This is a genomic window from Mesorhizobium sp. P2_E10, from assembly GCF_056404235.1.
Genome location: NZ_JBFUEK010000011.1, coordinates 1 through 17,215 on the forward strand (window position 1 = coordinate 1; position 17,215 = coordinate 17,215).

Consider the following 17,215-nt stretch of genomic DNA (forward strand, 5'->3'; position numbering starts at 1 on the left):
CATGACGAACGTAGTCCTGCTGCGTATGCGGTCCCAGGCCCCGCATCAGCATGTCCTGCTGCATGCGCTGGCGAAGCGGCGTGATCGGAGCATCGGTCGACAGGGTAGCCATGGCAAGTTCCTCTCGTTGAAGGGAACTCCATGGTCGGATCGCGGTCTCTACCCGCTCAAGGCCTATGAATACCGCGCCATCTCAGAACAGGCGACACTCCCGCGAAGCGGGTTCGTGCATGAGGCGCAAAGCGGCCAGTCATGCCCGCTTTGAGCTAAACTGCAGGCGAATGCGATTTCCGAGGCCGAGACCCGATCTCGCCGCCGCCCCTCACGCCCCCAGCGTCGGTTCCGTATTCACCTCCAGCGCGCCCTCCGCCTCATCCTCCTCGCCAAGCACCTCGCCGTGCACGCCCAGCGGGCGGCCTATCCAGATCGGGTCCACCAGATGGTCGCGTTTGGGGTTGGTGGTGTTGGGGTGGATGAGGATGCTCAAGCCACCGTGGTTCAGCATCAGCCACGGAACCAGCGATGCGAAAATGTCGTTCGCGAACGAGACCTGGTACATGGCCTGCTCATGCGGGCCGACCGGCTCGTCGCGCCAATTGCCGAGGCGCACGCGAAAACGTTCGCCGATGCGCAGGCGCAGCCATTCGGCGTGCTGTCGCTCGGCCGCTCCGCCATAGTAGATATGGGCGTGATAGCTGGCGATCTCCGCGAGCGGCCTTGGCGAGCTTGGGCTGTCTGCGTTCACCTCGATGGCTCCCTCGATGATTGTCGTGCGGGCAGCCTATACGCGCGACAAATGCCTGTCACTTGGACTCGAGAAGCGGCTCGAGCATCCGCCTGCACCCGCCTCCCCCCTCCCCCGCAAGCCTGCCACAAGCTTGTTGAGGCATGGTCCAGCCACGGAAAACCGGCAAAAGGCGGACTTTCTTGGCGATTTCTCCACCCAGCGACATCGTTATGGATGTAGCCCGAGCCGTCGACCCCGCCGACATCGAGGCGGCTCGCGCCGCGCTGACCAAGCGTGCCGGCGGCGTGGCCGGGACCTTTTCGGTCGACACCACCGCTTCGATCGATGCCGGCTCGATCCTGTCACGCGCCACGGCTGACAAGGCCGCGGCGAACGCCGACCCGGCCAAGAAGTTCAAGAAGTTCGAGGCGATGGTGCTGCAGACCTTCATCCAGAACATGCTGCCCAAGGACACCGAAGGCGTCTATGGCAAGGGCCTGGCCGGCGACATGTGGAAATCGCAGCTTGCCGAGAGGCTGGCCGACGTCATGGCCGATCGCGGTGGCATCGGCATCGCCAAGTCGATCCTGGCCGACCACTACAAGGACGGCAAGCGCACCGTGCCGGTCGGGCCGGTTTCGGGCGGGCCTGAGAAGACCGAGATCGACCAGCAGGCCCGGCTGTCCACCTCGCTGGTCCAGGAACTGCAGCGCAAGGTCGCGCGGTCGATGACCGGCGACGAGACGACCATCAAAACCGACATCAAAATCTAGACCAGGATTATCATGGCCGATTATTCGGAATTCTCTTCCAACCTGCCGGCGCGCACGACCGAAGCGCCGATCCCGTTCGCACGGCCGGGCAATTTGGCCGCCATCATCGGCCGCATCGAGGAAGCGGTCGAGGAAGAGACGGCAGGTATCCGCAGCGACACCAGTTATGACCTGAAGGCATCGAACGCCCGCAAAAGTCGCTATCTCTATGAGCTGACGCGGGCCATGAAGGGCGGCAGCGAAGCCGAATTCCTCGAACAGCACCGCGAGGGCCTGACGCGGCTGCGCCAGAAGCTAGCGAAGAACGAGGCGGCGATCCTGGCGCACCTCAACGCCGTCAACGAGGTCGCCAATCTGTTGAAGAACGCCATCCAGCGCGCCGAAGCCGACGGCACCTATTCGGCCGGCGAATTCGGCTGGGCACGAGCATGAAAAGAACCGGCCCGGGCAGAACGGGGACTCCCCGGTGATCAAATTCATCGCCGCCGCGATCTGGATCTGCGCCGCCACGCTCGGCGCCGTGTTCTATTCGTTCCAGGCGGCCGGCGAGGCCGGCGTCGGCCAGACACCCAAGCCGATGCTGGGCGGTCTCGACTACGTCAAGACCGACATGATCTCGGTGCCGCTGATCCGCGATTCCAAGATCGACGGCTATTTCCTGACCAAGCTCGTCTACACGGTCGAACCCGCCGAGATAAAGAAGCTGTCGATACCGGCCGAAGCGCTGATGACCGATCAGGTGTATTCCTATCTCTATTCCAACCCGCAGATCGACTTCACCAAGAAGGAGACGATCGACCTCGACGCCTTCCGCGCCGCCATCCGCGACACCATCAACGCCAGAGTCGGTGCCGAACTGGTGCATGAAGTGCTGATCGACCAGGTCAACTTCCTGACCAAGGACGAGATCCGCGACAACGCCATGCGCCGCCGCAAGGACCCGGCCACGCCGGAGGCGGAAACGCCCAAGCCTGCCGCGGAACATTGATCTGCCAACAGGCGGATTGGCCCTGCCCGAGGGGCTCTGCAAATCATCAACGTGACAAAGCCGATGGCTTGCTCCGTCCGTCATCGGAAAAATGACGCAGGCAAACTGCGTTGACGTAAACGTCAACCCGAAGCTATATGCGCCAGCGATCATGATCGCAAAGTGCCAATGCGCATCAAAAGCAACGAGACGAGGAGAACAGCCATGAGCGTTCAGGAGATTGCCGACAGGATGAGGTCGCGCGTGGCGAGCGCCGGGTTCGAGCATTCGGTGAAGTTCGACACCGGCAGCGACGGCGTCATCGTCATCGACGGTGCGACCGTTTCGAACACCGATGCACCGACCGACTGCACCGTGAAGCTTTCACTCGACGATCTGGATTCGCTGATCGCCGGCGACCTCAACCCGACCATGGCGTTCATGTCCGGCAAGATAAAGGTCGAAGGCGACATGACGGTCGCCATGGCGCTGAGCCAGCTGCTCGGCTGACCCGTACGGATAGAATAAGACGCCGCCCGCCCTGAAATGCAAAGGACCGGCGGCGTTTTGTTTTCGGGCGATCAGGCGGCCAGCGACAGTCTCTGCGCCTTCAGCCTGCGCCCCGCCGCTTTCAGCGTGCCCCGCGCGCCGTCGAGCGCGCCGTCCGCCAGTTCCAGCGCCAGCAGGCGGTGCCGTTCGTAAGGTCCGGGCATGGCGAGCGAGCCGGTCTTTGCCGCCGAGAAGCCGAACCGCCCATAATACGGCGCATCGCCGACAAGCAGGATCGCCGCGTGGCCGAGGCGCGCGGCTTCAGTCACCGCATGACGCATCAGCGCCGAGCCGATGCCTGCGTCCTTCAGCGCCGGATCGACGGCGAGCGGGCCAAGCAGAAGCGCTGCCGGACCGCCGTCGCCCAGCCGCACATCCCACAGCCGCACGGTGCCGATAACCGCGCCCGCCGCATCGCGCGCGACAAAGGCCAGACCTTCGGACGGCCGGCGGCCGCGCCGCAGCTTCTCCGACGATTTCTTGCGACGCTTCGGACCCATGGCACGATCGAGCAGCGCCTCGCGCGCCGCGACATCGGCAGGGGTTTCGGCGGTGATGAGGGCGCAGGCAATCTCCCCCCTCGAGGGGGAGATGTCGCCAAAGGCGACAGAGGGGGTCGGTTCGACTGCCGCGACCTCACTTGGGCCGTGTAGGGCCGGCGCTTCACGCGCGGCGACCCCCTCTGGCCGCTTCGCGGCCATCTCCCCCTCGAGGGGGGAGATTCCGCGCGCCGCGCCGTCAACGATAGAATTTGCAATGTCCATTTCCGCGATCCTTCACGAGCGGAGACTGTTCCACAGGCGAGCCCGGATGGGCGACAGTCGCCCACCTGGGATGATCTGACCGGCTCTATCGAGCCGTCAGATCACGTAGGATCGGAGAGGCTCGAAGCCGTTGAAGGCGACCGAGGCGTAGGTCGTCGTGTAGGCGCCGGTGCCCTCGATCAGCACCTCGTCGCCGATGGTCAGCGACAGGGGCAGCGGGTACGGCGTCTTCTCGTACATCACGTCGGCCGAATCGCAGGTCGGGCCGGCGAGCACGCAGGGTGCGGTCTCGGTGCCGTCATGCGCGGTGACGAGCGGGTAGCGGATCGCCTCGTCCATCGTCTCGGCGAGACCGCCGAACTTGCCGATGTCGAGGAACACCCAGCGCACATTGTCGTTGGCGGCCTTCTTCGAGATCAGCACGACTTCCGACTTGATGACGCCGGCATTGCCGACCATGCCGCGGCCCGGCTCGATAATGGTCTCGGGAAGCGCATTGCCGAAATGCTTGCGCAGCGCCGAGAAGATCGCCTGGCCATAGGCCTGTGCCACCGGCACGTCCTTCAGGTAACGGGTCGGGAAACCGCCGCCCATATTGACCATCTTCAAGACGATGCCTTCGTCGGCGAGCGTCGCGAACACCTTCTTGGCGTCGCCCAGCGCACGGTCCCAGGCCGTCAGGTCGGTCTGCTGCGAGCCGACATGGAACGACACGCCATAGGCGTCGAGGCCGAGCCCCTTGGCATGGCGCAGCACGTCGACGGCCATGTCAGGCACGCAGCCGAACTTGCGCGACAGCGGCCATTCAGCGCCCTCGCCGTCGGTCAAAACGCGGCAGAACACGCGGGCACCTGGAGCGACGCGGGCGATCTTGTCGACCTCCTCGACGCAGTCGACCGCAAACAGCCGAATGCCGAGCTGGTAGGCGCGTGCGATGTCGCGCTCCTTCTTGATGGTGTTGCCGAAGGAGATGCGGTCCGCCGGCGCACCAGCGTCCATCGCCATCTCGACTTCGGCAACGGAAGCGGTGTCGAAGGACGAGCCCATCGCAGCAAGCAGGCGCAGGATTTCCGGCGCCGGGTTTGCTTTCACCGCATAGTAGATCCTGGAATCGGGAAGCGCCTTCTCGAAGGCGCGGAAATTGTCGCGCACGACATCGAGGTCGACGACGAGGCAGGGGCCGGACGGACGTCGGGTGGCGAGGAAGTCAAGGATGCGCTGGGTAGCCATCGGGGTCTCTCCATCAGCGCCTTGCGGCGCGCAATAAGGCTGCGGGACGCGGGCTGTCAGCCTCGCGAACACGCGGTGGACAAAGGCGGGACGGAAATCCATGGAACCAGCCGGTGGAGACCCCGGAACCATGAAGCGCCGTCTCGCGGCGGTGAACCTTGGCCTTGCCCGGCCTCGGTTCGCTTTGTCTGCCTTGGCTTGGATGGGAGACCCGTCCGCACTGCCGGCAATGAAGGTGTGCCTCTTCAGTAACCCCGGTCTTTGGACGACCGGCAGAACACCAGAAAGGCCCGCACCGTCGTTGCTTCAAGGTGTCCTCGGTCTTGCGGTTGGCCGCTAAACCGACTGGAGGGGTTGGCTCCAGTTACCTTACCGATATCCCTCACCATTTGAGGATCGGCGGACACCCACAGGCACGTGCGACTTTGGGCAAGCGCGATATAGGGTCGAAAGATTTCACAATCAATAAAAATCGTATCCCAGGTTGTAAAATTTCTGGCATCGAACAATGCTGCGGCAACCGTATCCGGATAGCGAACGATGACAGGAACGCACGGCCCGCTCAACGCCTTTCTCGACCTGCGCCGGATGCCGGTGGCGAATGCGGAACTGGGCCCGCTTGCGGGGCTGAGGCTCGCCGTCAAGGACATCTATGACGTTGCCGGCTACCGCACCGGCTGCGGCAATCCGAGCAAGTCCGTCGAAGGCCACGCCGCCTCCGGTACCGCCGCGGCCGTGCAGATGATCCTCGACGCCGGCGCACGATTCGTCGGCAAGACGCAGACCGACGAGCTTGCCTTCTCGCTGATGGGCCAGAACGCGCATTTTCCTTTTCCGGTGAACCCGGCGGCGCCTGATCGCGTTACCGGCGGCTCCTCGTCGGGATCGGCGGCAGCAGTCGCTGGCGGGCTTGCCGATATCGCCGTCGGCTCCGACACAGGCGGCTCTATCCGCGCGCCGGCGAGCTTCTGCGGGCTGATCGGCCTGCGCACCACGCATGGCCGCATTTCGCTCGAGGGCGCCATGAAGCTGGCGCCGAGCTTCGACACATTCGGCTGGTTCGCGGACGACATCGAGACCTACGAGACGGTCGGCAAGCTGCTGCTCGGCCGCGATCCGCACCAGCAGCCGCTCAACCGTCCGCTCTCGATTGGCTGGCTGGACGCTTTCGTGGCCGGCCCCTCCGAGGCGGCCGAATATGCCAGGATGAAGGCATTGGCCGCCACCGTCATCGGCGAGCCGACGCCGGTGGAATACTCGTTCGCGTCCTTCCCTGACGAGCTCTACTGGTGCTTCCGCCGGCTGCAGGCCTTCGAGGCCTGGCGCGAGCATGGCGACTGGATCGCCGGCGGCAACCGCCAGCTCGGGCCCGGCGTCGAGGAACGCTTCGGCTTCGGCCGGGCGGTCGACATCAAGACGGCGCAGGCCGAGGCGGCGCGCCGGCTGACCTTCCGCGCCGAGCTCGACCGCTTGCTTGGCAGCTACGGGTTTCTGGTCATGCCGACGGTTCCAGGCCCGGCGCCACTCGTCAGGAGCACACCGGAACAACTGCAAGCGTACCGCGAAAAGGCTCTGCATCTCTTGTGTCTTTCCGGCCTGTCGGGCTTCCCGCAGATCACGCTGCCGCTCGGCCAGGTCGATGGCGCACCCTTCGGCCTTTCGCTGCTCGGCCCTTCCGGCAGCGACGTCGCCCTGATACGGCTCGGCCGTAGGATTCTCGACGCCGCACGAAAGGCCTGACAATGGACACACTGACCCGCATGCGCGCCTTCATCGACGTGGTCGAGGCCGAAGGCTTTTCGGCCGCCGCACGCAAGATCGGTCGCTCCAAGGCGCTGCTGTCGAAATATGTGCGCGAACTGGAGGATGAGCTCGGCGCGCTTCTGCTCAACCGCACCACAAGACAGTTCTCGATGACCGAAGCCGGCCACACCTATTTTCGCCGCGCCTCCGAGATTGTGCGCGAGGTCGACAGCCTCGCCGATGCGGTGCGCGAATCCTCCGGCGACGTGCGCGGCCGAATCAAGCTCTCGGCGCCGCGCACTTTTGCCGACGCGCCGATCGGCCAGTCGCTGATCGACTTCGCCAAGCAGCATCCCGACATTGTGCTCGACATCCATCTCGACGACCGCTTCGTCGATCTGGTCGAGGAGGGTTTCGATCTCGCAGTGCGCATCTCGCGGCTGGAAAACTCCTCGCTGATCGCCAGGCGCCTGGCGCCGTTTTCGGTGCGCCTGTGCGCATCTCCCGAACTGATTGCCAAGCACGGCATGCCGTTGCGGCCGCAGGATCTTGCCCGTGTGCCTTGCATCGTCGACACCAATGGCCGCTCGCTGACCAACTGGCCGTTCAAGGGCGACAATGGCGATGCGGTGAGCGTTTCGGTGTCAGGTCCGATCGAGGTCAACAGTCCGATGGCGGCAAGAGCCGCCGCCGTGTCGGGGCTGGGCTTCACCATATTGCCGGATTTCATCGCCGCGCCCGACCTCGAGAGCGGCCGACTGGTGACGGCGCTGGATGATCGCATCCTGTCGGGGGCCGGCATTTTCGCCGTCTATCCGCACCGCCGCTATCTGCCGGCGAAGGTGCGCGTTTTTGTCGATTTCCTGGTGCAATGGTTCAAGACGCGCGAAGCGGCATGACCTGTCCGACCGCGATGCGGTCCCAATTTCGCCCCGTTTCTGGTAACTCTCCAAACCCTCTGAAGTCGATGGAATCGCGACCGGGAATGCACCTCAAACGGCAAGCTATCATGATGGCTTCGGCCATGGCGGCGACCTTTGCCGCGGTCGAACCGGCCGAGGTGCATCCGCACGTCTTCGCCGAGGCGCGTCTCGACGTCATTTTGAGCGAGGATCACCAAAGTGTGAAAGCGCTGCGCCATCTCTGGCGCTTCGACGATCTGTTTTCCAGTACAGTGATGATGGAGTTCGACAAGAATTCCGACCTGAAGCTTGACGACAAGGAGCTGAAGGATGTCGCCGACACCGTCCATGCCTCGCTGGCCGAGTTCAACTATTTCCAGCTCGTCACCGTCGACGGCAAGGACGTGGCGATGACGCCACCGCCCCATCTGATGGCTAATTTCGACAACGACCAGCTGATCATCCTGTTCGAATCCGAACCGAAAGAGCCGATCAAGCTCGCCGGCAAGATCGATTTCGGCGTCTACGACCCGACCTTCTACACCGCGATCGATTTCACCGAAGACAGCAACATCACGGTCGAAGGCCTGCCCTCGAATTGCACCAAGAGCGTCATCCGGCCCGACCCGGACGAGGCGATCAAGGAAAACCAGAAGACCCTGACGGAAGCCTTCTTCAACGATCCGACAGGCACCGACATGAGCAAGATCTTTGCCACCAAGCTCGAGCTGAACTGTCAGCCAGAAGGATAATCCGGTGACGAAACCGTCCCTGCGTTTGGCACTCGCCCTTTTGGCCGTCACCGTCGTGATGACGCACTTCCTCGGCTCCGCCCATGCCCAGAGCTCGCTCGGCATCGGCACCAATGACGGCATGGCCCCCACCGCCACCGGACCGTTCGCTCACATCCTGATGTGGATCAATCTGCGCCAGCAAGAATTCTACCGTGCGCTGGCAACCGCGATGAAGGCGATGCGCCAGGACGGCAGCAAGCTGTGGCTGCTCATCGGGCTGTCTTTCGCCTATGGCATTTTTCACGCCGCCGGCCCCGGTCACGGCAAGGCTGTGATCTCGTCCTATATGGTGGCCAACGAAGTGGCGCTGCGGCGCGGCATCATGCTGTCCTTCGTCTCCGCACTTTTGCAGGGACTGACCGCGATCGCGGTCATGCTGCTCGCCTACTTCATCCTGCGCGGCACCACCGTGTCGATGACCGACGCGGCATGGTTCCTCGAAATCATGAGCTATGTTTTCGTCACCCTGTTCGGCGCCTGGCTTTTGTGGCGCAAGGCCGGCCCCGCCATCCTGCGCCTGTTCGGCGCCAGTCCCGCCTACAGCCTCTCGGCCGCCCATGCCGGCCATTCCGCCGGTCATTCGCATACCGGCCACGCGCATTCCGCACATGCGCACTCGACGCATTCCCACGCACTTCACGCACATGACGATCACGACCATGCGTCACACGATCATTCTCACGCGCACGATCACGGCGCGCATGATCACGATCATGGCGGGCACGATCATCACGATCATGGCCACGCCCATGCGGCGGGTGAGGTCTGCGACACCTGTGGGCATTCGCACGCGCCCGACCCGGCGCTGCTTTCCGGCGACCGCTTCGACTGGCGCACCGCCTGGTCGGCGGTGGCCGCCGTCGGCATCCGCCCCTGCTCCGGCGCGCTGATCGTGCTGAGCTTTGCTCTGCTCAACGGACTGTGGTTCGGCGGCATACTGTCAGTGCTGGCGATGTCGCTCGGCACCGCGATCACCGTTTCGGCTCTGGCGACGATTGCGGTGACGGCCAAGAACTGGGCGGTGTATTTCGCCGGCGACGGCCGAATGGGCAACCGCATCCACTCGATCGTCGAGATTGGCGGCGCCGCCTTCGTCTTCCTGTTCGGACTGCTGCTTTTGTCGGCGAGTCTGGCGACCGGTACAGTGCTTTAACTTATCTTGCCGCCCAGCTCGTCCTCGATATGGGCGCGGATGATGTCATCGAAGTTCCTCTCGGCGCTGAAGCCAAGGTCCCTTGAGCGCCGCGCCTCGAAGCGCGTCGGCCAGCCCTTGACGATCGCCCAGATCGTCGCGTCGGGCTCCTCGCGGATCAGCTTCACCACCGCGGCGCCGGCAATGCGCTCCAGAGCCTCGATCTGCTCGCCGACGGAGACGGCTACGCCGGGCATCGTTAGGTTGCGGCGTGGCCCGACGGCATTGCCGTCGATCCCCGCGGCATGGATCAGAAAACCCACCGCCGAGCGCGGGCTGGCATGGGTGTGGACCACCGAGCGCGGCACCGGCAGGATCGCCTCCTGGCCGCTCAACGGCTCGCGGATGATGCCGGAGAAGAAGCTGGAAGCCGCCTTGTTGGACTTGCCTGGCCGCACACAGATGGTCGGCAGCCTGATGCCGATGCCGTCGAAGAAGCCGCGCCTGGAGTAATCTGCCAGCAGCGCTTCGCTCATCTGCTTTTGCGTGCCATAGGAGGTCAACGGCGTCGGATGGAACTCGTCCGGGATTACATCAGGGAACGGCGCGCCGAACACCGCGATGGATGAGGTGAAGACGACACGCGGCGCAAATTGCGCCAGCCGGATCGCGTCGAACAGCGCCCTCGTGCCGTCGAGATTGACGCGGTAGCCGAGATCGAAATTGGTTTCCGCTTCGCCCGACACGATGCCGGCGAGATGGAAGACGATATCGGGACGCGACGCGACCAGGCTTGCCGTAGCACCGGGTGCCGCGAGATCGCCGGTATGGATGGAAACGGCCACGCCGTCCATCGCCGGCGCCTGCGGCGGCACGATATCGTGCAGGTCGAGCGCGGTGATCTTGCGGCCGTTGAGCGTACCGTCCTTTGCCAGCCGGGTGATGAGTTTGCGGCCGACCATGCCTGCCGCGCCGGTGATCAGAATGCGCATTGTCAAAGACCCTTTTTGCGTTGGCTGCGGGCGCGCAGCCAGAACACGGCGAAGAACGCCACCAGGAAGATGGCCGCGACGATGCCGGCCAGGACGGTGGAGACGCTGCCAACGGCCAGCATCACCGTTGGCAGCCAATAGGCGGCGAGGCCAAACAGCAGCATGATCCACGCCGCAGCGATAAGCGCATTGCGCGTGTCGCGATCCACTACGCGCGCCCGATGCGGCGGGAATTCAGTCTCGTTGCCAATGTCATGGGATTCCCTGCGTCAGTGATAATGGCCATGATGCGGCACCGTACCATGCGCATGATCATGGTCGTTGTCATGCTGGTCGTCGGCGCAGTGGCCGAATTCCGGTTCGACGGTGGCATGACTGATGCCATGCTCGGCGGCAAGCCGTTTCTTGATGGCGCTGACCGCCATGTGCGCATCGACGCCGTCGTTGAGACAGGCATGCAATGTCGCCATGTTGCTGGAACCGTCGAGCGACCAGACATGCATGTGATGCACCTCGCGCACGCCCTTGACCTTCGCCTCGATATCCTTGGCGATCAGGTCGCGATCGAGGCTGGCCGGCACGCCTTCGAGCAGGACATGGGCGGCCTCGCGCATCAGCGACCAGGCCGTGGACAGGATCAGCAGCGAGACCAGCACCGACAGGATCGGATCGATCGGCGTCCAGCCGGTTGCCAGGATGACCAGCGCCGCGACAATGGCTGCCGCCGAGCCGAGCAGATCGCCGAGCACATGCAGGATGGCGCCGCGCATGTTCAGGCTGTCGCGGTCGCCGCCATGCAGCACGAAGAACGAGCCGATGTTGACCAGCAAGCCGAGGATCGCAACCACCAGCATCGGCCCGCCGAGCACCGGCGCCGGCGTCAGCAGGCGCCCCCAGGCCTCGTAGACGATCCACAGCGCAATGGCGAAGATGGCGATGCCGTTGGTGTAGGCCACCAGGGTTTTGACCCGGCCGAAACCGTAGGTGAGACGGACTGTCGCCGGCCGTCCCGCCAGATGAAACGCATACCAGGCGAGGCCGAGCGCGATCGCATCGGCGAGCATGTGGCCGGCATCCGCCAGCAGTGCCAGCGAGCCCGTGAGCAGGCCGCCAAGCGCTTCCGCGACCATGAAGCCGGCGGTCAGGCACGCCGCAATCAGCGCGCGTTTCTTGTCGGTCGAGCCGTGCACATGACCGGCGCCATGGCTGTGGTCATGCCCTTGCGCACCATGGTCGTGGCTATGCGCCATCATCCAACTCCCGCTAGAGCCTGATCCATCCCGATAAGATCGGGATGGAGGCTCTATCTTCTTGTTTGACCATGATCTTGTCCGAAAACCGGTTTCCACTTTTCAGGATCATGGTTAGGCGCCAAACTCGGCGCGGAAATCCTCGAGCCGTCGCTTCTGCCCACCGTCACCATCGAAATTGGCCGGATCGAGCCATGCCTCATAGGCAATGCGCAACGCTGGCCATTCCTTGTCGATGATCGAATACCACGCCGTATCGCGGTTTTCACCCTTGACCACAAGATGCTGGCGGAAAATGCCCTCGAACTTGAAGCCGAAACGCTCGGCAGCGCGCTTCGACGGCTCGTTGCGGTTGTTGCATTTCCATTCGTAGCGGCGATAGCCGAGGTCGTCGAAGATGTATTTCATGAACAGGAATTGCGCTTCGGTCGCCGCCGGCTTGCGCGAAATCAGCGGGCCCCAATAGATGTTGCCGATCTCGATGACGCCACAGGCGGCATCGATGCGCATCAGCGTCTGGCGCCCGGCGACCTTGCCGCTGGCCTTGTCGATGACGGTGAAGAACAGCGGGTCCTCGCTCGCTTCCACTCTGTCCAGCCATGGCTGGAAGTCGGCGCGGGTCTGCGGCGGATAGTCGGGCAGCCACGCGAAGCGGCCGCCTATATCGGCCACCGACGACGCCTCGTACAGGCCGTCGCCATGCTTTGCGGCGCTCAACGGCTCGAGCCTGGCATAGCGGCCGTCGATGACCTTGCGTTCGGGACGCGGGCGAGGCTGCCAATTCTTGAGATTTTCCGACACGCAAGACTCCAATCCGTTTGACATTTGCGAGCGGACGCTCACAAAAACGCACGCCTAGGGAAAGAACCACACGGACGGGAAAAATGCTCCACACGATTTCGGCCTTCGACCGTCTCGGCGAGGAAAATGCTTTTGCGGTGCTGGCGCGGGCGACAGCATTGGCGCACCAAGGCCGCGATATCGTCAATCTCGGCATCGGCCAGCCCGACTTCAAGACGCCGCAGCACATTGTCGAAGCGGCGATCAAGGCGCTGCGCGACGGCCATCATGGCTACACGCCGGCCAACGGCCTGCTGGCGACGCGCGAGGCGGTGGTGCGGCGCACGCTGACCACCACCGGCATCGAGGTCTCCCCGGAGAATGTGATGATCCTGCCCGGCGGCAAGCCGACCATGTTCGCCGCGATCCTGATGTTTGGCGAACCGGGCACTGAGATCCTTTATCCCGATCCCGGCTTTCCGATCTATCGCTCAATGATCGAATTCACCGGTGCGGCGCCCATTCCGGTGCCGATCCGCGAGGAGAACGGCTTTGCCTTTTCAGCCGAGGAAACGCTGGCGCTGGTCACGCCCAGGACCAGACTCCTGATCCTCAACTCGCCGGCCAACCCGACCGGCGGCGTCACGCCGCGGGTCGAGATCGAGAAGCTGGTCAAGGGGCTCGAGGCGCACCCGCATGTCGCCATCCTCTCCGACGAGATCTATGACGTCATGACCTATGATGGCGAGACGCATTGCTCGTTGCTCACCTTCCCGGAAATCCGCGACCGGCTGATCGTGCTCAACGGCTGGTCGAAGACCTGGGCGATGACCGGCTGGCGCATGGGCTGGTCGATCTGGCCGAACGGCGACAAGGGCGCCCATCTCTACGACAAGGTGCGCAAGCTGGCGGTCAATTGCTGGTCCTGCGTCAACGCGCCGAGCCAGTATGCCGGCATCACGGCCATCGACGGCCCGCAGGACGACGTCGACAAGATGATGCGCGCCTTCGACAACCGCAGGAAGGTCGTGGTCGAGGGGCTGAATGCGCTGCCCGGCGTTTCCTGCATCACGCCGAAGGGCGCCTTCTATGCCTTCCCCAATGTCTCGAAGACTGGCTGGAAAGCAAAAAAACTTGCCTCGGCGCTACTCGAAGATGCCGGCGTGGCGCTGATCGGCGGCCCCGATTTCGGCATTCTTGGCGAAGGCTACATCAGGCTGTCCTACGCCAACTCCGAAGAGAACATTTTGCGCGCGCTGGAGCGGATCGAAGTGTTCCTGGCGAGGTGACGCTCAGCTGTCCAGATAGGTTGTTGCAATCGCTCGCAGTTCGTTCTGATCGATCATCTCGCCGTGCCCGCAATATGCCCGGCTGAATTCTATTTCCAGAAGCCGTTGCATGGTTTTCCGATAGGCCTGCACGTCCGAACCCGGAAGATCGTCGACCAATCGCCCGCGATAGATCGCATCGCCGGCCAGGAAGTCGCCGTTGCGTTCATCAAGAAGCCCGAGCGACCCCGGCGAATGACCCGGGAGGTGAAGGACCAGAAACGACCTGTCGCCTGTCTCTATGATGCTGCCTTCATCCACAATTCGGGACAATGGCGCTGGTCTGATCTGGAAACACTTGGGCGACCATGCCCGATACGGCGACCTGCTTACCGCATCCGGCTGCTCGCGGAAGAGATGAGCCAATGTGTGCTCATCCGCCATGGCTTCGAAAAGCGCTGACTCGTCGCGATGGCCGACTCTCGCCTCGAACTCGCTCAATGCCCCGACGTGATCGACATGGATGTGCGTTGCAACGGCTACAACCGGCTTGCCAGGCATGAGGTCCAGAACCGGCCTGAGGGGCACGAGACCCATCCCGCCGTCGATGACGAGATCGACATCGCGCCCGCGAACATGAAAGACATTGCTTCTGAAATAGGGATGGACGTGCGGCTCCCATATCCGCGTAATGCCTTGCCCCAGAGCTTCGCGTGAAAACCAGTCGGAAGCACGCTGCATCTCGCCGGCGGCAGTGAACGACATCAACGATGTCCCCGCGCAAGCATCCGCTCGATCTTCATCTGGAAGACGGTCAGAACCGAAACCATCGACATGTAGTAGATCAGTGCAGCGCCATACCATTCCAGGAAGCGAAAGCTGGTAGCGATGGCGAACTGGGTGACGGTCATGAGTTCCTTCAAGGAGATCACCGTCGCCAGCGAGGTCGCCTTCAGCAACGAAATGAACTCGTTGACCAGGGACGGCAGCGCGACGCGAAGCGCCTGAGGCAAGACGATCAGGAAGAATATCTGGCCTCGGTGCAGTCCAAGAGCCGCCGCCCCTTCCGATTGTCCCTTGCCTATGGATGCGTATGAACTGCGAAGGATCTCGGTCAGGTAGGCAATCTGGATCAGCGTCAAGGCAAGAAACGCCGCGAGGAACGGCGTGAACCAGCTCGATCGGAAGACCGTCGAGATTTGCGGCAGCCCGTTCCACACGAACAGTAGGACGAGCAGCGCCGGCGCCCCGCGAAAAAGCCAGACAAAGGCGGCAATCAAGAAACGCACCCAGCGCCGCTTCGACGTCGCCAACGCCGCCGTTGCCAGCGATATCGCCAGGGCAACGGACATCACGAGAACCGAAAGCATCAAGGTCAGCAAGGCCCCCTTGGCGAGGGGCCAGCCGAACAATGCCGTCAGGAAGAGCTTGTTGTCGAACACGGCAGCCCTTCCCTCAATTGGTCGCGTGCTTGACGTCGGTGGCAGTCGCGGGGAGGTTCCACTTCTTCAGCAGCGTCGTCATCTCGCCGCTCGCCTGCATCGCCTCGATCGCCTTGACCAGTTGCTGGCGATCATCGCTGCTTTTTCTCAGGTAGATTCCGTAGGTTTCACCGCCGCCATAGTTGTACGGAATTTGCAGCTGGCCCGGCATCTGCTGCATGCGAAATGCTGCCGTCGTGTCCTGGGTGATTGTTGCAGCGGCTCGCCCGACCAGGATCTGCTGGATGACGCCAGAAGCAGAGGGGTAGGTCTGTATTTCGGCTGGCGCCTTGCCGGCCTTCGTCAATTCGGCGTTCAGATCGGCGGCTGTCTTTTCGTAATTAGTACCGGCCTCGATCGCCAGCACCTTGCCGCTCAAATCCTGCGGGGTCTTGGTTGCCTCATCGGCGACAGCCGTCACCATAACGACATTGGAGATGAAGTAGGGAACCGCATCATAGGCCTTGAGGCGCTCGGCGGTGACCAGGATGCCGGAAGCGACCAGATCGCAGCGCTCGGCGCCGAGCGACGGCAACAGCCCCTTGAAATCGCCAACGACATATTTGGTGGTGGCGTTCCACTGCTTGGCGATCGCATCGACGACATCGACTTCGAAACCGACAAGCTTCTCGTCACCCGGATTCTGGTAATATTGCATGGGCGGGAAATCACCACCGGTGCAGACATTCAGCACGCCGTTCCGGACCAGATTAGAATCCGTGGCCCGTGCCGCTGGCATGGTGATTGAAAGAGCAATGAGGATCGTTCCGCCAAGCGCAAATTTGGCTGCGGCAGAGATCGGCGCATGAAACATTTCGAGGTCCCCTTTTGTTCTTGTGACGGCCGGATGGCAGCGCGGGGACGTTATGTTGCTAGTTTTTTTCAAACAAGCTAAATCTTTAGAGTAAAATATGAGCAGTTTTTCTAAACTATTAAGGTCGAAATGAGCCTGCCATCCCTTCATTCGCTTCGTGCTTTCGAGAGCGTTTCGCGGTTGGGCAACATCGCTGCCGCAGCCGCCGAACTGCATGTGACGCCGGGGGCCATCAGCCAGCAATTGCGGGCGCTGCAGTTGTCGCTCGGCCTCGACCTGCTCGAGAAGCGCGGTCGCCGCCTCGTGCTGACCGAGCGCGGGGCTGCGTTGCAGAAGAGCGTGGGCATCGCCATGCAGCAAATATCGGAATCGATCCGTGAAATATCGGCCGATGCCTACAGCACGGCCGCCAAGGCGACTCTCAGCGTGTCGGTGCCTTCGGTCTTCGGAACCACATGGCTGGCGGCCCGGATCTTTCGGTTTCTCGATGCGAACCCGGATATTCGCATGCGGATGCATACGGCGGTGGCCTTCGAGGAGATCGACTGGCGAAAAGTCGATGTCGCCATCGTCTATGGGAATCCACCCTGGGCTGGATTTTGGTGGCGGATGCTGCACAGCATCTACGCGGCACCAGTGTGCAGTCCGCAATTGCTGCGGGGCCTAAACGCCATTCGAGAACCCCGCGACGTTCTGAAACACCGCCTGCTCCACGAAGACGACGGCGATCAGTGGAGGCGTTGGCTAGCGGAAGCGCGCGTGCCACATTCCGTGGAGTCCGATATCTATTTCGACAACTTTGCCATGGTGCTACAGGCCGCGCGCGACGGTCATGGTGTCGCTCTGACAAACGACATCATTTCCTTCAGAGACCTTGATGAGGGCCGACTTGTGCAACCCTTGACGCTCGGCGTTCCCTCCGCACGAAACTATCACTGCATCTGCCATGAGGAGGGTCTGGCAAATCCGGCGATCGGCCGGTTTGTCGACTGGCTGGTCGATCAGGCGTCACGACGGTCAGGCTGACGTGCGATCACGGCGCCAGGGTC

The 17,215-nt window shown here is 62.9% G+C and carries 20 protein-coding genes; 10 read left to right on the forward strand and 10 right to left on the reverse strand.

The features are described 5' to 3' along the window. Positions 1 to 322 precede the first annotated feature (322 nt). A complete protein-coding gene (locus AC1D0N_RS24070; protein ID WP_477248366.1) occupies positions 323 to 745 on the reverse strand; it encodes a DOPA 4,5-dioxygenase family protein in 423 nt (140 codons plus the stop codon). Positions 746 to 888: 143 nt separating this feature from the next. On the opposite strand from AC1D0N_RS24070, the gene AC1D0N_RS24075 reads away from it, so the two are divergent. The 4 genes from AC1D0N_RS24075 (at position 889) to AC1D0N_RS24090 (ending at position 2,977) form a co-directional block, all read left to right on the forward strand. Continuing rightward, complete coding sequence (locus AC1D0N_RS24075; RefSeq protein WP_477248368.1) at positions 889 to 1,500, forward strand: rod-binding protein; 612 nt, start codon at positions 889 to 891, stop codon at positions 1,498 to 1,500. A gap of 12 nt (positions 1,501 to 1,512) precedes the next feature. Continuing rightward, positions 1,513 to 1,932 (forward strand): hypothetical protein, encoded by a 420-nt coding sequence (locus AC1D0N_RS24080; RefSeq protein WP_477248370.1) that lies wholly within the window; start codon positions 1,513 to 1,515, stop codon positions 1,930 to 1,932. A gap of 34 nt (positions 1,933 to 1,966) precedes the next feature. After that, positions 1,967 to 2,488: a hypothetical protein gene (locus AC1D0N_RS24085; RefSeq protein ID WP_477248371.1), complete on the forward strand. Its 522-nt coding sequence runs from the start codon at positions 1,967 to 1,969 to the stop codon at positions 2,486 to 2,488. A gap of 204 nt (positions 2,489 to 2,692) precedes the next feature. Further along, entirely contained in the window at positions 2,693 to 2,977 is a 285-nt protein-coding gene (locus tag AC1D0N_RS24090) for an SCP2 sterol-binding domain-containing protein (protein WP_477248373.1), read from the forward strand. A gap of 71 nt (positions 2,978 to 3,048) precedes the next feature. On the opposite strand, the gene AC1D0N_RS24095 is transcribed toward AC1D0N_RS24090, so the two are convergent. Together AC1D0N_RS24095 and odc2 are read right to left on the reverse strand one after the other, a co-directional pair. Further along, complete coding sequence (locus tag AC1D0N_RS24095; RefSeq protein WP_477248375.1) at positions 3,049 to 3,717, reverse strand: GNAT family N-acetyltransferase; 669 nt, start codon at positions 3,715 to 3,717, stop codon at positions 3,049 to 3,051. A 159-nt stretch (positions 3,718 to 3,876) separates the two neighbouring features. Next, on the reverse strand, positions 3,877 to 5,010 hold the full coding sequence (odc2, locus tag AC1D0N_RS24100; RefSeq protein ID WP_477248377.1) for an ornithine/lysine decarboxylase: 1,134 nt from the start codon (positions 5,008 to 5,010) through the stop codon (positions 3,877 to 3,879). Between the two features lie 540 nt (positions 5,011 to 5,550). On the opposite strand from odc2, the gene AC1D0N_RS24105 reads away from it, so the two are divergent. The 4 genes from AC1D0N_RS24105 to AC1D0N_RS24120 all read left to right on the forward strand — a co-directional run bounded on the left by AC1D0N_RS24105 (position 5,551) and on the right by AC1D0N_RS24120 (position 9,602). Next, the gene (locus AC1D0N_RS24105) at positions 5,551 to 6,750 is read left to right on the forward strand and encodes an amidase (RefSeq protein ID WP_477248379.1); all 1,200 of its coding nucleotides are present in this window, start codon (positions 5,551 to 5,553) and stop codon (positions 6,748 to 6,750) included. A gap of 2 nt (positions 6,751 to 6,752) precedes the next feature. Continuing rightward, positions 6,753 to 7,652 carry a LysR family transcriptional regulator gene (locus AC1D0N_RS24110; RefSeq protein ID WP_477248381.1) on the forward strand — a complete coding sequence of 300 codons (900 nt, stop codon included), beginning with the start codon at positions 6,753 to 6,755 and terminating at the stop codon, positions 7,650 to 7,652. 86 nt (positions 7,653 to 7,738) lie between these two features. Beyond that, positions 7,739 to 8,407 (forward strand): DUF1007 family protein, encoded by a 669-nt coding sequence (locus AC1D0N_RS24115; protein WP_477248383.1) that lies wholly within the window; start codon positions 7,739 to 7,741, stop codon positions 8,405 to 8,407. Between the two features lie 58 nt (positions 8,408 to 8,465). Next, positions 8,466 to 9,602, forward strand: coding sequence for a nickel/cobalt transporter (locus tag AC1D0N_RS24120; protein ID WP_477248592.1), 1,137 nt, complete (start codon positions 8,466 to 8,468; stop codon positions 9,600 to 9,602). On the opposite strand, the gene denD is transcribed toward AC1D0N_RS24120, so the two are convergent. The 4 genes from denD to AC1D0N_RS24140 form a co-directional block, all read right to left on the reverse strand. Beyond that, positions 9,599 to 10,573, reverse strand: a complete 975-nt coding sequence (gene denD, locus AC1D0N_RS24125; RefSeq protein WP_477248385.1) for a D-erythronate dehydrogenase — start codon at positions 10,571 to 10,573, stop codon at positions 9,599 to 9,601. The genes AC1D0N_RS24120 and denD overlap by 4 nt on opposite strands. A 2-nt stretch (positions 10,574 to 10,575) precedes the next feature. After that, on the reverse strand, positions 10,576 to 10,782 hold the full coding sequence (locus AC1D0N_RS24130; RefSeq protein WP_477248387.1) for a hypothetical protein: 207 nt from the start codon (positions 10,780 to 10,782) through the stop codon (positions 10,576 to 10,578). A 60-nt stretch (positions 10,783 to 10,842) separates the two neighbouring features. Continuing rightward, positions 10,843 to 11,823 (reverse strand): cation diffusion facilitator family transporter, encoded by a 981-nt coding sequence (locus AC1D0N_RS24135; RefSeq protein ID WP_477248389.1) that lies wholly within the window; start codon positions 11,821 to 11,823, stop codon positions 10,843 to 10,845. Between the two features lie 114 nt (positions 11,824 to 11,937). Continuing rightward, positions 11,938 to 12,624: a GNAT family N-acetyltransferase gene (locus AC1D0N_RS24140; protein WP_477248390.1), complete on the reverse strand. Its 687-nt coding sequence runs from the start codon at positions 12,622 to 12,624 to the stop codon at positions 11,938 to 11,940. 83 nt (positions 12,625 to 12,707) lie between these two features. Between AC1D0N_RS24140 and AC1D0N_RS24145 the strand changes: the two genes are divergently transcribed. After that, positions 12,708 to 13,892 carry a pyridoxal phosphate-dependent aminotransferase gene (locus AC1D0N_RS24145; protein ID WP_477248392.1) on the forward strand — a complete coding sequence of 395 codons (1,185 nt, stop codon included), beginning with the start codon at positions 12,708 to 12,710 and terminating at the stop codon, positions 13,890 to 13,892. Between the two features lie 3 nt (positions 13,893 to 13,895). Here AC1D0N_RS24145 and AC1D0N_RS24150 read toward each other — a convergent pair whose 3' ends face one another. From AC1D0N_RS24150 to AC1D0N_RS24160, 3 genes are read right to left on the reverse strand one after another with little or no spacing between them, the layout of a single operon-like run. Next, positions 13,896 to 14,636, reverse strand: coding sequence for an MBL fold metallo-hydrolase (locus tag AC1D0N_RS24150; RefSeq protein ID WP_477248394.1), 741 nt, complete (start codon positions 14,634 to 14,636; stop codon positions 13,896 to 13,898). Then, positions 14,636 to 15,313 (reverse strand): amino acid ABC transporter permease, encoded by a 678-nt coding sequence (locus AC1D0N_RS24155; RefSeq protein ID WP_477248396.1) that lies wholly within the window; start codon positions 15,311 to 15,313, stop codon positions 14,636 to 14,638. Before AC1D0N_RS24155 ends, AC1D0N_RS24150 begins: the two co-directional genes overlap by 1 nt. Before the next feature lie 13 nt (positions 15,314 to 15,326). After that, positions 15,327 to 16,316, reverse strand: a complete 990-nt coding sequence (locus AC1D0N_RS24160) for a transporter substrate-binding domain-containing protein (RefSeq protein WP_477248398.1) — start codon at positions 16,314 to 16,316, stop codon at positions 15,327 to 15,329. Here AC1D0N_RS24160 and AC1D0N_RS24165 point away from each other — a divergent pair. Next, positions 16,296 to 17,192 carry a LysR substrate-binding domain-containing protein gene (locus AC1D0N_RS24165; RefSeq protein ID WP_477248400.1) on the forward strand — a complete coding sequence of 299 codons (897 nt, stop codon included), beginning with the start codon at positions 16,296 to 16,298 and terminating at the stop codon, positions 17,190 to 17,192. The genes AC1D0N_RS24160 and AC1D0N_RS24165 overlap by 21 nt on opposite strands. Positions 17,193 to 17,215: the final 23 nt, after the last annotated feature.

Bases quoted from the DNA above. Each gene is read 5' to 3' on its own strand.
- odc2 (WP_477248377.1), bottom strand. From the start codon at position 5,010: ATGGCTACCCAGCGCATCCTTGACTTCCTCGCCACCCGACGTCCGTCC.
- denD (WP_477248385.1), bottom strand. From the start codon at position 10,573: ATGCGCATTCTGATCACCGGCGCGGCAGGCATGGTCGGCCGCAAACTC.
- AC1D0N_RS24145 (WP_477248392.1), top strand. From the start codon at position 12,708: ATGCTCCACACGATTTCGGCCTTCGACCGTCTCGGCGAGGAAAATGCT.
- AC1D0N_RS24120 (WP_477248592.1), top strand. From the start codon at position 8,466: ATGACGCACTTCCTCGGCTCCGCCCATGCCCAGAGCTCGCTCGGCATC.
- AC1D0N_RS24150 (WP_477248394.1), bottom strand. From the start codon at position 14,636: ATGTCGTTCACTGCCGCCGGCGAGATGCAGCGTGCTTCCGACTGGTTT.
- AC1D0N_RS24105 (WP_477248379.1), top strand. From the start codon at position 5,551: ATGACAGGAACGCACGGCCCGCTCAACGCCTTTCTCGACCTGCGCCGG.
- AC1D0N_RS24135 (WP_477248389.1), bottom strand. From the start codon at position 11,823: ATGGCGCATAGCCACGACCATGGTGCGCAAGGGCATGACCACAGCCAT.
- AC1D0N_RS24080 (WP_477248370.1), top strand. From the start codon at position 1,513: ATGGCCGATTATTCGGAATTCTCTTCCAACCTGCCGGCGCGCACGACC.
- AC1D0N_RS24095 (WP_477248375.1), bottom strand. From the start codon at position 3,717: ATGGCCGCGAAGCGGCCAGAGGGGGTCGCCGCGCGTGAAGCGCCGGCC.
- AC1D0N_RS24075 (WP_477248368.1), top strand. From the start codon at position 889: ATGGTCCAGCCACGGAAAACCGGCAAAAGGCGGACTTTCTTGGCGATT.
- AC1D0N_RS24090 (WP_477248373.1), top strand. From the start codon at position 2,693: ATGAGCGTTCAGGAGATTGCCGACAGGATGAGGTCGCGCGTGGCGAGC.
- AC1D0N_RS24160 (WP_477248398.1), bottom strand. From the start codon at position 16,316: ATGAAGGGATGGCAGGCTCATTTCGACCTTAATAGTTTAGAAAAACTG.
- AC1D0N_RS24115 (WP_477248383.1), top strand. From the start codon at position 7,739: ATGCACCTCAAACGGCAAGCTATCATGATGGCTTCGGCCATGGCGGCG.
- AC1D0N_RS24110 (WP_477248381.1), top strand. From the start codon at position 6,753: ATGGACACACTGACCCGCATGCGCGCCTTCATCGACGTGGTCGAGGCC.
- AC1D0N_RS24165 (WP_477248400.1), top strand. From the start codon at position 16,296: ATGAGCCTGCCATCCCTTCATTCGCTTCGTGCTTTCGAGAGCGTTTCG.